The following is a 14244-nucleotide window of genomic DNA, read 5'->3' as shown; positions in this document are numbered from 1 at the left end:
AACCTCGGAGGAATGCAGGATCGACCGAGTGTACGAGGCCGCCAAATTCAATGCGAGGGCGAGTGCCGCATTTATTCCGCGAGCTTGGCCAGGATCTTGTAGACCACGGTGCCAAGGATCAGCAGCATGCCAGTCCACATGCTGAACACGCCGAGGTTCTTGTCGCGGAAATTGAAGCCGATGGCCAGCAGGATCATGCCAGCGAGGATCGGCACGAGCATGGAATGGAATGAAGACATCGAGATCATGGCCGTGGCCTCCTCAGAAGGAATTCTTATAAGTCTAGGTCGTTTTGTCGCGATCCGTGGTGATGTGCATCAGCAACCGGCCGCTCTGCCACCGGTTCCTGGGGCCGAGCCGGCACAGGTGACGTCCCTGTGCGGGCTCGGTTGGCGGCCTACGGCAGCTCTTGGCTGGCGTAGAAGGCGCTCAGCACCTTGACCAGGTGGACCAGGTCATGACTGCCGCACAGCTCGCGGATCGAGTGCATGGCGAAGGTCGGCAGGCCGATGTCCACGGTCCGTACCCCCAGGTGGCTGGCGGTGATCGGGCCGATGGTGGAGCCGCAGCCCATGTCGCTACGGACCACGAAGCTCTGCACCGGCACCTCTTCGGCCATGCACAGGTGACGGAAGAAACCGGCAGTCTCGCTGTTGGTGGCGTAGCGTTGGTTGCTGTTGACCTTGATCACTGGGCCGGCATTGAGCTTGGGGCCGTGATTGGCGTCGTGCTTGTCGGCGTAGTTGGGGTGTACGCCGTGGGCGTTGTCGGCAGAAATCAGCAGCGATTTCTGAATGGTACGCACGAACTCGTCACCTTCGGGCAGCAGGCGGCGCAGGGTCTGCTCGAGCATCGGGCCATCGGCGCCACAGGCCGAGCAGGAGCCGACCTCTTCATGGTCGTTGCACACCAGCACGCAGGTTTCGTCGCTGTCGGCATTGAGCAGGGCTTGCAGCCCGGCGTAGCAGGACAGCAGGTTGTCCAGGCGCGCGCCGGCGATGAAGTCGCCGTGCAGGCCGATCACCGCAGCGCTCTGGGTGTCGTAGAAACTCAATTCGTAATCCAGCACCACGTCGGCGTTCAGGCCGTGTTCGCGGGCCAGTTGGTCGGTCAACACGGCACGAAAGTCCACGCGCTCGTCACCGGCGAACTGGGCCAGGATCGGGGGCAGCTCGTTCTGTGGATTGATCGCCCAGCCCTGGTTGGCTTCACGGTTGAGGTGGATGGCCAGGTTGGGAATGATCGCGATCGGCGCCTTGAAGTCGATCAACTGGCTTTCCACCTTGCCGTCGCGGCGGAAGGTCACCCGGCCTGCCAGGGACAGGTCGCGATCGAACCAGGGGGCCAGCAGCGCCCCGCCATAGACTTCCACGCCCAGTTGCCAGAAACCCTGGCGTTGCAGCTCGGGTTGAGGCTTGACCCGCAGGCACGGGCTGTCGGTATGGGCGCCGACCATGCGAATGCCACCGTGCAGAGGGGAGTGCCGACCCAGCTTGACGGCGACGATGGAGGAATCGTTGCGCGTGACGTAGTAGCGGCCGTTGGCTTCGGTGGTCCACGGTTCGCGCTCATCGAGACGCTGGTAGCCCGCTGCTTCCAGGCGTTGAACAAGGCTGGCAGTGGCATGGAAAGGGGTAGGGGAGGCCTTGAGGAAGTCGATCAGGCCTTGGTTCAACTCTTCGCGCATAAGTAGCTCCAGACAGCAGTGGCGCGAGTTTAACGTATTGATCGGAAAAGTGGCGGCGTGGGCTCTTGGAGGCGTCAGCAGGAGCCGCTGGGGTCTCCTGCTACAGAGGCTTCAGAACGGCGCGGTGCATTCGAAGCGCAAGCGTTCGCCGGTCTGTGGATGGGTGAAAGCGAGCATGCTGGCGTGCAGGCACAGGCGCGGCCAGGCGGCCAGGGCTTGTGGATGCGCGTAGAGGCCATCGCCCAGCAGCGGGTGGCCGATCGACAGCATATGCACGCGCAATTGGTGGGAGCGGCCGGTGATGGGCGTCAGCTCGACCCGGCACCAGTCGCCACAGCGCTCCAGTACGCGCCAGAAGGTCAGGGCGTGCTTGCCCTGTTCGTGGTCCACCACGTGTCGCGGTTTGGTCGGTGGGTCATAGCGCAGGGGCAGGTCGATGCTGCCGCTGTCCAGTTCCGGCTGACCCCAGCACAGGGCGGTATAGGCCTTTTCGGTCTCGCGGTCATGGAACTGCCGGGACAGCTCACGATGGGTATCCGGATCGCGAGCCAGCAGGATGATCCCTGAAGTTTCCCAGTCCAGTCGATGGACGATGCGGGCCTCGGGATAACCGTTCTCCTGCAAGCGGGTGATCAGGCAATCCTTGTTGTCGTCGGCGCGACCGGGAACCGAAAGCAGCAGGGTCGGTTTGTTGACCACCAGGAGGGCGGCATCCTGATGCAGGATGTGGATATTGGACAGCGGCATTAAAACAGTCTCGTAACAAACGCCAACGGCGGCACGCCAGCCCCATGTATGCATGAGGCCCGCGAGCCGCCGTGGCTCCAGCCTGGTCGATCAGCGATCAGGCAGGGTGATATTGAGTTCCAGGATCGAGCAACTGCCCTGGTTTTCCAGGGCGACATGCACGTCGTCGGACCCGATATTGACGTACTTGCGGATCACTTCCACCAGTTCCTTCTGCAGGGCAGGCAAGTAATCCGGGGTGCTGCGCTGGCCGCGTTCGTGCGCCACGATGATCTGTAGACGCTCTTTCGCTACCGACGCGGTAGTGACCTTTTTGCTGGCACGAAAGAAGTCAAAAAGATTCATTATCTACCTCCAAACAGGCGCTCGAAGAATCCCTTCTTCTCGACATTCAGGAACCGGTGTTCTTTTTCCTTGCCCAGCAAGCGATCGACGGTGTCGCTGTAGGCCTGGCCGGCATCGCTCTGGTCGTCGAGGATGACAGGGATACCCTGGTTGGAAGCCTTGAGCACTGCCTGGGACTCCGGGATCACGCCCAGCAGGCGAACGGCGAGGATTTCCTTGACGTCTTCGACGCCAAGCATCTCGCCTTTTTCGACTCGCTCTGGGTGATAGCGGGTGATCAGCAGGTGTTCCTGGATCGGATCTTCGCCTTTCTCGGCCCGGCGGGACTTGCTGGCCAGCAGGCCCAGCATGCGGTCGGAGTCGCGAACCGAAGACACTTCCGGGTTGGTCACGACAATCGCTTCGTCGGCGAAGTACATCGCCAGGTGAGCGCCTTTCTCGATGCCGGCCGGAGAGTCGCAGACCACGAAATCGAAGGTCTCCTTGAGCTCCATCAGGACTTTTTCCACGCCTTCCTGGGTCAGCGCGTCTTTGTCGCGGGTCTGGCTGGCGGCCAGTACATAGAGGTTTTCCAGGCGCTTGTCTTTGATCAGCGCCTGCTGCAGGTTGGCCTCGCCATTCACCACGTTGACGAAGTCATACACCACGCGACGCTCGCAGCCCATGATCAGGTCGAGGTTACGCAGGCCGACGTCGAAGTCGACGATGACAGTCTTGTGGCCACGCAGAGCGAGGCCGGTACCGATAGCGGCGCTGGTGGTGGTTTTACCCACACCACCCTTGCCGGATGTAACAACGAGAATCTTGGCCAAGGTGTTTCACCCCTAAGGAAAAAGGACTTTGGGTCCCTGAAAAACATCTCTTGAAAACTACTGCAGTCGGACAGCCGTGGCTGGAGCTCGGCCAGTGGCAGGATCTACCGTTGGTAGACGCTGCGGGTCGCCAATTTCCCACTTCGTTTGAGCCGTTTTCGCTACGTTTTAGAGATGTTTGGAAAATGCGGCAGTATCCGTTAAAGACGAGTGATGTTCAACACGTCTCCCGACAGGCTGACCTGGACTCCCGAGCCCCACAAAGGGTCGCGTCGCAGGTCTTCGGAGACCTTGTACTGGCCGGCGATGGAGATCAGTTCGGCGCTCAACTGCTGACAAAAAATCCGCGCCTTGGTGTCACCCTTGACGCCAGCCAGCGCCCGGCCACGCATTGGGCCGTATACATGGATATTGCCGTCGGCGAGAAGTTCCGCGCCGGGGCTGACCGAGGACACCACCACCAGGTCGCCGCCCTGGGCATAGATCTGCTGCCCACCGCGTACTGGCGAAGTGATGATGCGGGTTGGCTTGACGGTAGGCTCGGGGGGCTTTTCCGGAACCTTGCGGACTTCGCTTTCAGGTGGGTCCAGCGGTCGTTCCCTGGCTCCGGACGGTGGCAGAACCGGCAGGTCGACGGCAATCGCCGCGGCAATGTCCTCGATTCGGCTGGCGCGAATGGCCAGGGTACGCAGGCCATGTTGGCGGCACACGCGCATCAGTGCGGGCAGGTCCACCGAGCCTTCGGTGGCGGGCAGTTTGTCCAGGGCCAGGACCAGGGGAGCGTTGCTGAAGAAGTTCGGTGCCTGGGCGACCTTCGCGGCCAGTTGCCGATCCAGGCCCTCAAGGTCGTTGCGGGCCAGTTCCAGTACGGTGATGGCGAGCATGCTGCCTTTCAACTGGAAGACGGGGTCTTGGTCTAGCGATTCGGTTTGGCTCATGGTCTGCAGAAGGCGGCTTGTCACTAAAAGTGCCGAGACTTATAACGAGAACGCCCTCGGCCCGCAAGCCAGGTCGAACCGTTGTAGAATGCGCGACCCTGTTGTCTGTCCGGAATCTTTAATGGATCGCCCGCGTTTTCAAGCTGCATTCTTGTCTCCACGTTTCTGGCCGCTGTGGCTGGGGCTTGGCTTGTTATGGCTGGTCGTCCAACTGCCCTATCCCGTCCTGCTGCAAATCGGTCGTGCCCTGGGGGCGCTGATGTATCGGGTAGCGGGCGAGCGCCGGCGCATTGCCTGGCGCAATCTGGAATTGTGCTTCCCGGAAAAGTCCGTGGCAGAGCGCAAGCGCCTGCTCAAGGAGAACTTCGCCTCGACCGGGATCGCATTCTTCGAAATGGCCATGAGCTGGTGGTGGTCCAAGCCGCGCCTGGCACGCCTGGCCCACGTCGAGGGGCTGGAGTACCTCAAGCAGGCCCAGCGAGAGGGGCAGGGGGTGATCCTGATGGCCCTGCATTTCACCACCCTGGAAATCGGTGCTGCGCTGCTGGGCCAGCAGCACACCATCGACGGCATGTATCGCCAGCACAAGAATCCGGTATTCGATTTCATTCAGCGCCGCGGCCGCGAGCGGCACAATCTCGATTCCCTGGCCGTGGAGCGCGAGGACGTGCGCGGCATGCTCAAGCTACTGCGTTCCGGCCGTGCGATCTGGTATGCGCCGGACCAGGACTACGGCGCCAAGCAGAGCCTGTTCGTGCCCCTGTTCGGCATTCAGGCTGCCACGGTCACGGCTACCAGCAAGTTCGCCCGCCTGGGCAAGGCGCAGGTGGTGCCTTTCACCCAGGAGCGCCTGGCCGATGGCCGCGGGTATCGCCTGGTGATCCATGCTCCGCTGGAAGACTTTCCCGGCGCCACCGAAGAAGAGGATTGCCTGCGGATCAACCAGTGGGTCGAGGGTGCGTTGCGTGCTTGTCCCGAGCAATATCTCTGGGCACATCGGCGCTTCAAGAGCCGGCCGCCGGGTGAGCCGCGCCTCTACAAGAAGCGCGGGTGATCCCCAGGCAATGACAGAACGGCCCCCGGGCGCCATGGAGGGAATGAGTTGATGAGTGCGGCAGAACCTGTCACCGGTTTGATTCTTTCCGGCGGTGGAGCCCGGGCGGCCTATCAGGTCGGGGTCTTGTCGGCGATTGCCGAACTGCTTGGGCCGGGGGCACGCAACCCCTTTCCAGTGATCGTTGGCACCTCCGCCGGGGCCATCAACGCCGTCAGCCTGGCCAGTGGCGCCACTGATTTCTCGGCGGCGATCAAGCGCCTCACAGAGTTCTGGCGCAGCTTTCGCAGTGACCAGGTGATGCGCAGCGACTGGCCGGGGGTGATTCGCCAGGCCAGCCGGTTCGTCGGCCACAGCCTGTTGGGATTGGGCGCCCAGGTGCCGGTGGCGCTGATCAACAGTTCGCCCCTGCGGGATTTACTCAACCAGCACATGCACCTTTCGGGGATCGGCGATGCCATTTCCCAGGGGCAGTTGCATGCAGTGGCGGTCACCGCCTTCGGTTACGAGTCCGGCCAGGCCGTGACCTTCTATCAAGGGGGAGGGGTGATCGACCCTTGGTTGCGACATCGGCGGATCGGGTTGCCGACCCGCTTGACCGTGGACCACCTGCTGGCGAGTTCGGCGATCCCACTGTTGTTCGCCCCAGTGAAGCTCGACCAGGAGTACTTCGGCGATGGCGCGGTACGCCAGTCGGCGCCCATCAGCCCGGCGTTGCACCTGGGAGCCAGTCGGGTGCTGGTGGTGGGGGTCAGTGGCAACCCGCGGGGCAACGATCCGGAGAACGCCACGCCACGCAGCTACACCGGGCAGGAGCCGACGTTGGCGCAGATTGGTGGCCACATGCTCAACAGTACCTTCATCGACAGCCTGGAGAGCGATATCGAACTGCTGGAGCGCCTCAATCATTTCACCCGCCTGGTGCCAGGCGGTGCCACCGAGCACGGCCTGGGCATTGCCCCGGTCGAGGTACTGGTGATTGCCCCAAGCCAGCCGATCGATGAGATCGCCGCGCGCCACCGGCAGGAGTTGCCGGCAGCCCTTCGCTTGTTCCTGCGGGGGCCGGGGGCGACTCGAACCAGTGGTGCTGGGGTGTTGAGCTACCTGCTGTTCGAGGCGGCCTATTGCAGCGAACTGATCGAGCTGGGGCGCAGCGACGCACTGGCCAAGGCCCAGGAACTGGCGCGATTCCTCGGCTTGCGCAAGACCCTGGCGCCGGCCTGAGCCCTGGCCCTGGGCTTCAGTCCGTCAGGCGATCGTCGCGAAAGTCTCGCAGGGCCTGCTCGATTTCCTCCCGGGTATTCATCACGAAAGGTCCGTACTGCACCACAGGTTCAGCCAAGGGCTTGCCGGCGATCAGAAGCACTCGGGCACCGTGCAAGCTGCTTAATTGCAACTCACCGTCATCGGACAGGCGCACCAGCTTGCCGCTGGCCACGCTCTGTGGATGGCCGGGAAGCTCGAGCGCGCCTTCGTAGACGTACAGCAACGCCCGATGCCCTGCTGGCAGGCGTGGACTGACTGAGGCGCCGGCGGGCAATCGCAGGTCGAAGTACTGTGGCTCGGTATGGGGGCGCTCCACGGCTCCTGCCTGCTGGTGTTGGCCATCGTCGAAGCGTCCGGCAATCACGACCACCTCGACTCCTCCGGTGGTGGTCAGCCGGGGGATGTCCTGGGGCTGGATGTCCCGGTAGGCGGCGGGGTCGAGCTTGTGCCGGCCCGGCAGGTTCAGCCACAGCTGGAAGCCGCGCATCACGCCTTCTTCCTGCTCTGGCATCTCACTGTGGATAATGCCTTTGGCTGCGGTCATCCACTGCACGCCGCCACTGTGCAACAGGCCGACATTACCCAGGTGGTCCTCGTGGCGCATGCGCCCTTCGAGCATGTAGGTCACGGTCTCGAAACCACGATGTGGATGAGGTGGAAATCCGGCGATGTAGTCGTCCGGGTTCTGTGAACCGAATTCGTCGAGCATCAGGAACGGATCGAAGCGTTCGACACCCTGGCCACCGAAGACCCGGGTCAGTTTCACCCCGGCACCGTCAGAGGCGGGCTGGCCGCTATGGATGCTGAGTACCTTGCGCAGCTGGGTCATGGGCAACTCCTGATCAATGTGGGAATGGCGGCATGTTATGCCTGCTTCATCGATCGATGGTTGCGAAATGTGCGAAGGTTTTATCGAATTTGTAGATGTATTGTGCGCTGCCTCCAACCGGGTGGAGGCAGCGTCCGCAAGCTCTGATCAGAAGTGGTACTTGATCAGCAGGCTGGCGGTGTCCTGGTTGGTTTCGAAGCCACGGGAATCCTGGATGCCGTACTTGTTCTTCCAGTAGTCGTACTCGAAACCGACGTACAGCTGCTTGGCGCCCCAGTTCATGGCCTTGCCCAGGTCGTACTTGACCTGTGGGTTGAAGTGCAGGTTGGCGTGGTAGGTGCCCTTGGCGTTGCGGTCATTGTCCACGACCCAGTCCATGTAGCCGTCGATCAGGATGTCCGAACCGCCCACGGGAATGGTGTAGGACCACACTGGGGTGATCTGCCAGACGTTATCACCTGGGCGGCTGCCTTCGGTGTGGCGCTGGTAGAAGTTCAGCTGGAAGTAGTCGAAACCGGGCACTGCCAGATCGAACCCGGGACCGACCAGGTAGGACTCGTTGTCGCCTTCGCCGAACTCGTAGGTAAAGGCCAGGAGCACGTCCTTGATCGGGCCGAATTCCAGCTTCTGGTCGAAGATCTTGCCGAACGACAGGCGCGGGGTGAACTCACCGTAATAGGTGTCCGGGCCGACGTTGCCGTCCTCCTTGCCGTTGTAGAAGATGCGGTCGAGGAAAAAGAAGTTATCCCCATATTTCCAGGCGTCGGCGTGTTCGAACGTCACGGTCTGTTGAATCTGCGGATTGACCTGGAAGTTCTTGCCATACAGGTAGGTCAGGCTGTTGTTCTGCCACTGCAGCAGATCGCCAGCCATGGCCTGGCTCCCGGCCAGCAGGCCGGTGGCGAGCAGCAGGTTCTTGCTCATCGGGTTCATTCGGTTGCTCCAAAAGTAGTGGTTCCATGTTTTCTTGGCATAGCGCTCTGGTTTGGCGCCTTTTCCTTGCGTTACAACTCTGCGTTCGATCAGCGTCGACGCTTTTAGCGTCTGCTGGGCCAGGTCCGAAAAAAGCAAAAAAACTCCCGTCCGGCTGTAGCGATACAGTCGAGCGAGAGTTTTTTCCCTGCACTGTTTTCGTGTGCCTGGCTACCTGCCTTGGCCGGGATAAATTGGCTCTTGGGTCAGGTTTTTCATCCGGGCTTTTTTTTAGACCGGATTCGCGCGGCCGCGGAGAATACTGGCTCCCACGGCAGGGCTCAAGTGCAGCACGGTGACGCACTTGCAGCCATTGACGGATGGGCAGGCCGGTCATTTGCGGAACCGGCTGGCGATGAGGGGCGATGCCCGGAAGATGGCTGGCGCCAGCCATGGGCTGGAGACGTGTCGGCGGCTGGCGGCGAAACGCCGACAGGCCCGTCCGGTCGGTCTGCATGGTGGTTGCTCCCTGGTTGTTCTTATTGTCAAGGCGCAGCGATTGCAGGTAGCGGTCGTTCCTTGCTGGGATCGCCGCTGTGACAGGTATCAGGTCATGGGTGAGTCAAAGTCCGGGCGTCGCAATGACGCCCGGCTCACGAGCTAGTGTTGGTGCACTTGCTGGGCAGAGGCCCGCTCGGCACCGCCGAGAATGTTGAACAAAAGGTTCAGCAGCAGGGCACTCAGGGTCGCCATGGCGATGCCGCTGTGGGTAATGGGGCTCATCCACAGGGGCAGGTGGGAGAAGAACTCCGGACGCACCACCGGGATCAGGCCCATGCCGATGCTCACCGCCACCAGCAGTTGGTTGCGGCGATCGGCGATATCAGCCTCCTGGAGAATCTTGATTCCGGTGGCGGCGACCATGCCGAACATCGCGATGGCCGCACCGCCCAGTACCGCCGGGGGAATCGAAGCCACCAGGAAGGCGGCCTTGGGCAGCAGGCTGAGGACGATCAGCAGGCCACCGGCGACCATGGTCACGGAGCGGCAGCGGACCCCGGTCATCTGCACCAGGCCGATGTTCTGGGCGAAGGAGGAGTGGGTGAAGGTATTGAAGAAGCCAGCGAAGAACGAGGCCCCGGCATCGCACAACAGGCCCCGGCGCAGCATGCGCGGCGTGACTTCATGACCGGTAATCTTGCCCAGCGCGAGGAACATGCCGGTGGACTCGACGAAAATGATCACCACCACCAGGCACATGGACAGGATGGGGGCCAGGTGGAACTGCGGCATGCCGAAGTGTAGCGGCGTCACCACTTGCAGCCAGGGAGCCTGGGCCAGTCCGCCGAGGTCGACCATGCCGATCAGGCCACACAGTGCGTAGCCCAGGGCCATGCCGAGCAGCACGGAGATGTTCACCCAAAAGCCGCGCATGAAGCGGTGGATCAGCAGGATCGTGCCCAGTACCAGCCCGGCGACGATCAGGTAGATGGGAGAGCCGAATTGCGCGGAAGTGCCCCCGCCAGCCCAGTTTACCGCCACGGGAAACAACGACAGTCCGATCGAGGTGATCACCGTGCCGGTGACCAAAGGCGGGAAGAAACGCACCACCTTGGACATGAAGGGCGCAATCAGCATGCCGAAGAAGCCGGCCGCGATGGTGGCGCCGAAGATGCCCTGCAAGCCGATGCCGGGCATGCCGGCCATGGCCACCATGCTGCCGACGGCGGCGAAGCTGGCGCCCATCATCACCGGCATGCGGATACCCATGGGGCCGATGCCGAACGATTGGACGATGGTGGCAATGCCGGCCACCAGCAGGTCGGCATTGATCAGGAAGGCGATTTCTTCACGACTCAGGCCAGCGGCCTGTCCGATGATCAGCGGTACCGCGATTGCACCGCCATACATCAGCAGAACGTGCTGCAAACCGACCAGGATCAGTTGCAAGAAGGGCAAGCGCTGAATGGCGGGCGCATCGGGGACGCACTGTTCGGATGAATCGGACATGCAACACCTCGGATGTTCTTATTCTTGTGATTTAGCCGCTGTGTCTTGGTGCACAGCGGTGTGCAACGGGCAAATCATGATCGGCTGATGACAAGCAAGCTCGCTTCTACAGAGAGTGCAGGTTCTGTAGAGGCGAGCTTGCCCGCAGAGCAGCCTGGCGCCAGGCGCGGATCAGTTGGTCTGGGCCCCCTGGGCAATCCAGGCACCGATCAGCTCACGCTCCTGTTGGGTCATCTGGGTGATGTTGCCCAGGGGCATGATCTGGCTGGCCACGGCCTGGGCCTGGATACGTGCTGCCTGCAGGCGGATCTGCTCCGGGGTGTCGAACATCACGCCAGCCGGTGCGGTGCTGAACAGCGAGCTGGTGGGCTTGGCCGAATGGCAGACCGCGCAACGCTCCTGGATCACGCTGTGGACCTTCTCGAAGCTCGGGCCGTTACTGGCTTGGGCCGGTGCCGTAGTGGTCGTCGCTGGAGCCTGGGCCGGTGCCTCGGTGGCCGGTTTGGCGCCGCCCCCGAGAGCGGTTTCCGGCAGGGGTTGGTAATCGATCTTGGCGGGTGCCTTGGCCACTTCAGGAGCGCTGGTCATCGGCGTAGGGCCCGTCACATAGGCCAGGCAGATCATGCCCAGTGCCGCGACTGGCAAGGTCCAGGCGAACTTGTGGCTGTCATGGCGGGTATTGAAGTAGTGGCGAACCAACACGGCCGCCACGGCGATGCCGGCCAGGATCAACCAGTTGTACTGGCTGCCGTAGGTGCTGGGGAAGTGGTTGCTGATCATGATGAACAGCACCGGCAGGGTGAAGTAGTTGTTGTGCCGCGAACGCAGCAGGCCCTTGGCCGGCAGGACCGGGTCCGGGGTCTGGTTGGCCTCGATGGCCGCTACCAGCTGGCGCTGGGCCGGCATGATGATGCGGAACACGTTGCCCACCATGATGGTGCCGATGATCGCCCCGGTGTGCAGGTAGGCGCCGCGACCGCTGAACACCTGGCTGAAGCCGAAGCAGGCGGCGATGACCAGTACGAACAGTACCAGGCCCAGCAGGGCGGGGTGCTTGCCCAGCGGCGAGTCGCACAGGAAGTCGTAGATGAACCAGCCGGCGATCAGCGAGCCGACGCCGATGGCGATACCTTCACCACCGCTCAGGGTGCTGCCAGGGGCGAGCAGGTAGAGGGTCGGGTTCCAATAGAACACCAGGCACAACAGGGCAATCCCCGACATCCAGGTGAAGTAGGCCTCCCACTTGAACCAGTGCAGGTTCTCCGGCATCGAGGGCGGTGCCAGCTTGTACTTCTCCAGGTGGTAGATGCCGCCGCCGTGGATCGCCCAGAGGTCGCCGGACAAGCCGTCCCTGGGGTTGGCGCGATTGAGGTTGTTCTCCAACCAGACGAAATAGAACGATGCGCCGATCCAGGCCACACCGGTGATCATGTGTATCCAGCGCACGCTCAGATTGAGCCATTCCAACAGATGTGCTTCCACAGTCTCTACCTCATACCCGTCACCCTTGTTGTCGGGTGATCGGGCCTTCTCTTATTGGTGGGGGGCGAGGATCAAACGCTCATCCTCTTTGAAGAAATGCTCATCGCAGTTGTTACCCGAACCACTGCGATCAACCACCAGGAAGTCATCCCGCTTTTCGATCGTCAGCACCGGGTGGTGCCAGACGCCGCGATGGTAATTGATGCCCTGCCTGCCATTGCTGACGAAGGCGCGGACCAGACCTGATACAGGTGCATCGCCAAGCGGCGCGACCACGATCAGAAAGGGGTTGCCGAGCAGCGGGATGAAAGCCTGGCTGCCCTGCGGATGGCGTTCCAGCATGCGGATGGTCAGCGGCATGTCCAGCGCATCGGCGCGGAAGATGCTGATGATGGCCTGGTCCTCCGGCTGGGCGGTCTGGACCGTCGCCAGGCGGTGGAAGCGCATGGTCGAACCATTGTTGATCATGAAGTGGTCGCTGCCCTCGGTTTCGATCACGTCACCGAAAGGGGCAAAGGCTTCTTTGGTCAGGGGTTCAATCGTCAGTGTGCGCATGCTGTTCTTCTTCGTTCTCTAATGAAGTCACTGCTGACCACGCTCGGCCGTCAGGTCGGTGCGTTGCTGGCGTAGGTGGTCCTGCATCGTTCTTGTCTGTTTGTCATGCCAGTCCCTGAAGGCCCCTGGGAGTCATCGGGACTGGCACCTTGGAGGACTACAGGGCTTGCAAGCGAAACAGGGCGATCTTGTTGATCTGCTCCAGGGCGCACTTGAACTCGGTGTCCACCGAGTTGTGGATGCGGGTTTCGAACGCGGCGAGGATCTGGTGCCGGTTGCTGCCCTTCACCGCCATGATGAAGGGGAACTTGAACTTGGCCTTGTAGGCGTCGTTCAACTCGGTAAAGCGCTGGAACTCCTCCGCGGTGCACTGATGGATGCCGGCGCCAGCCTGTTCGTTGGTGCTGGCCTCGGTCAGCTCGCCCTGGATCGCGGCCTTGCCGGCGAGGTCCGGGTGAGCGTTGATCAGCGCCAGTTGGCGGGCGTGATCGGCACTGAGCAGGATGTCGCTCATGCGCTGGTGCAGGCCCTCGATCTGGTCGATGGAGGCATCCAGGCCCAGGTCATGGGCCTTTTCGGCCACCCATGGGGAATGCTCGTAGATGTCGGCGAAGGCCTCGACGAAGCCTGCGCGGTCCAGGGTCGAGGGCTTGAGGGTCTGGAAAGCGGTCATTTCGCGGCCCCCTGGTAAGGATGGACCTGGTGCCAGTGGCGGGCGATATCGACCCGGCGGCTGAACCAGACCTGCTCGTGGCCCTTGACGTACTCGAGGAAACGCTTGAGGGCGGCCAGGCGCGCGGGGCGCCCCACCAGGCGGCAATGCAGGCCGATGGAGAGCATCTTCGGTGCCTCTGCACCCTCGGCATACAGCACGTCGAAGGCATCCTTGAGGTAGTGGAAGAAGTCATCGCCCTTGTTGAAGCCCTGGACCTGGGTGAAGCGCATGTCGTTGGTGTCCAGGGTGTAGGGGATCACCAGGTGCGGCTTGCCTGTGGGGTTGTTGGCTTCCCAGTAGGGCAGGTCGTCGTCGTAGGTGTCGCTGTCGTAGAGGAAACCACCTTCCTCCATCACCAGGCGTCGGGTGTTCGGGCCGGTGCGGCCGGTGTACCAGCCCAGGGGGCGTTCACCGGTGATCTCGGTGAGGATGCGGATCGCTTCGAGCATGTGCTCGCGCTCCTGGGCCTCGTCCATGTACTGGTAGTCGATCCAGCGGTAGCCGTGGCTGCAGATTTCGTGGCCAGCCTCGACCATGGCGCGGATCACATCGGGATGGCGCTGGGCAGCCATGGCGACGGCGAAGATGGTCAGCGGGATGTCGAATGCCTTGAACAGCTTGAGGATGCGCCAGACGCCGGCACGGCTGCCGTACTCGTACAGCGACTCCATGCTCATGTTGCGCTCGCCTTGCAGGGGCTGCGCGGCGACCATTTCAGACAGGAAGGCTTCCGACTCCTTGTCGCCATGAAGGATGTTGCGCTCGCCGCCTTCTTCGTAATTGAGTACGAAGGACAGGGCGACCCGGGCATTGCCTGGCCAGTGAGGGTGAGGAGGGTTGGAGCCGTAACCGATCAGGTCGCGAGGGTAGTCAGCGCTCACTGCAGTCTTCC

15 protein-coding genes are annotated in these 14244 nt (G+C 62.2%); 2 read left to right on the top strand and 13 right to left on the bottom strand.

Annotation, left to right across the window (positions count from 1 at the left end; all coding sequences use genetic code 11):
• Positions 1 to 71 precede the first annotated feature (71 nt).
• The 6 genes from ATY02_RS26825 to minC all read right to left on the bottom strand — a co-directional run bounded on the left by ATY02_RS26825 (position 72) and on the right by minC (position 4529).
• On the bottom strand, positions 72 to 248 hold the full coding sequence (locus tag ATY02_RS26825; RefSeq protein ID WP_164487340.1) for a hypothetical protein: 177 nt from the start codon (positions 246 to 248) through the stop codon (positions 72 to 74).
• 149 nt (positions 249 to 397) lie between these two features.
• Complete coding sequence (locus ATY02_RS26820; protein ID WP_068587399.1) at positions 398 to 1687, bottom strand: M18 family aminopeptidase; 1290 nt, start codon at positions 1685 to 1687, stop codon at positions 398 to 400.
• A gap of 111 nt (positions 1688 to 1798) precedes the next feature.
• Positions 1799 to 2434: an RluA family pseudouridine synthase gene (locus ATY02_RS26815; protein ID WP_068587398.1), complete on the bottom strand. Its 636-nt coding sequence runs from the start codon at positions 2432 to 2434 to the stop codon at positions 1799 to 1801.
• 90 nt (positions 2435 to 2524) lie between these two features.
• Positions 2525 to 2779 carry a cell division topological specificity factor MinE gene (minE, locus tag ATY02_RS26810; RefSeq protein ID WP_068587395.1) on the bottom strand — a complete coding sequence of 85 codons (255 nt, stop codon included), beginning with the start codon at positions 2777 to 2779 and terminating at the stop codon, positions 2525 to 2527.
• Positions 2779 to 3591: a septum site-determining protein MinD gene (gene minD / locus ATY02_RS26805; protein ID WP_058433395.1), complete on the bottom strand. Its 813-nt coding sequence runs from the start codon at positions 3589 to 3591 to the stop codon at positions 2779 to 2781. Before minD ends, minE begins: the two co-directional genes overlap by 1 nt.
• Positions 3592 to 3791: 200 nt before the next feature.
• Positions 3792 to 4529, bottom strand: coding sequence for a septum site-determining protein MinC (gene minC / locus ATY02_RS26800; RefSeq protein WP_068587393.1), 738 nt, complete (start codon positions 4527 to 4529; stop codon positions 3792 to 3794).
• Between the two features lie 121 nt (positions 4530 to 4650).
• Between minC and ATY02_RS26795 the strand changes: the two genes are divergently transcribed.
• On the top strand, positions 4651 to 5583 hold the full coding sequence (locus ATY02_RS26795; protein WP_068587392.1) for a lipid A biosynthesis lauroyl acyltransferase: 933 nt from the start codon (positions 4651 to 4653) through the stop codon (positions 5581 to 5583).
• Positions 5584 to 5634: 51 nt separating this feature from the next.
• On the top strand, positions 5635 to 6807 hold the full coding sequence (locus ATY02_RS26790) for a patatin-like phospholipase family protein (protein WP_068587390.1): 1173 nt from the start codon (positions 5635 to 5637) through the stop codon (positions 6805 to 6807).
• Positions 6808 to 6823: 16 nt separating this feature from the next.
• Here the strand turns inward: ATY02_RS26790 and ATY02_RS26785 are convergent, their stop codons facing one another.
• The 7 genes from ATY02_RS26785 to puuE all read right to left on the bottom strand — a co-directional run bounded on the left by ATY02_RS26785 (position 6824) and on the right by puuE (position 14233).
• Positions 6824 to 7678: a pirin family protein gene (locus ATY02_RS26785; protein WP_068587387.1), complete on the bottom strand. Its 855-nt coding sequence runs from the start codon at positions 7676 to 7678 to the stop codon at positions 6824 to 6826.
• Positions 7679 to 7825: 147 nt separating this feature from the next.
• Positions 7826 to 8611 (bottom strand): outer membrane protein OmpK, encoded by a 786-nt coding sequence (locus ATY02_RS26780; RefSeq protein ID WP_068587386.1) that lies wholly within the window; start codon positions 8609 to 8611, stop codon positions 7826 to 7828.
• A 639-nt stretch (positions 8612 to 9250) separates the two neighbouring features.
• Positions 9251 to 10600 (bottom strand): nucleobase:cation symporter-2 family protein, encoded by a 1350-nt coding sequence (locus tag ATY02_RS26775; RefSeq protein ID WP_068587384.1) that lies wholly within the window; start codon positions 10598 to 10600, stop codon positions 9251 to 9253.
• 171 nt (positions 10601 to 10771) lie between these two features.
• Positions 10772 to 12082: a urate hydroxylase PuuD gene (locus tag ATY02_RS26770; RefSeq protein WP_068595877.1), complete on the bottom strand. Its 1311-nt coding sequence runs from the start codon at positions 12080 to 12082 to the stop codon at positions 10772 to 10774.
• A 51-nt stretch (positions 12083 to 12133) separates the two neighbouring features.
• Entirely contained in the window at positions 12134 to 12637 is a 504-nt protein-coding gene (locus ATY02_RS26765) for an ureidoglycolate lyase (protein WP_068587585.1), read from the bottom strand.
• A gap of 157 nt (positions 12638 to 12794) precedes the next feature.
• Positions 12795 to 13310: a 2-oxo-4-hydroxy-4-carboxy-5-ureidoimidazoline decarboxylase gene (uraD, locus tag ATY02_RS26760; protein WP_068587587.1), complete on the bottom strand. Its 516-nt coding sequence runs from the start codon at positions 13308 to 13310 to the stop codon at positions 12795 to 12797.
• A complete protein-coding gene (gene puuE / locus ATY02_RS26755; protein WP_068587589.1) occupies positions 13307 to 14233 on the bottom strand; it encodes an allantoinase PuuE in 927 nt (308 codons plus the stop codon). Before puuE ends, uraD begins: the two co-directional genes overlap by 4 nt.
• Positions 14234 to 14244: the final 11 nt, after the last annotated feature.

It is taken from the genome of Pseudomonas sp. BIOMIG1BAC (assembly GCF_001705995.2).
GTDB classification, from domain to species: domain Bacteria; phylum Pseudomonadota; class Gammaproteobacteria; order Pseudomonadales; family Pseudomonadaceae; genus Aquipseudomonas; species Aquipseudomonas sessilinigenes.
Note: the sequence above shows the minus strand (reverse complement) of the source record. Positions and strands in the feature narration are given on the sequence as shown.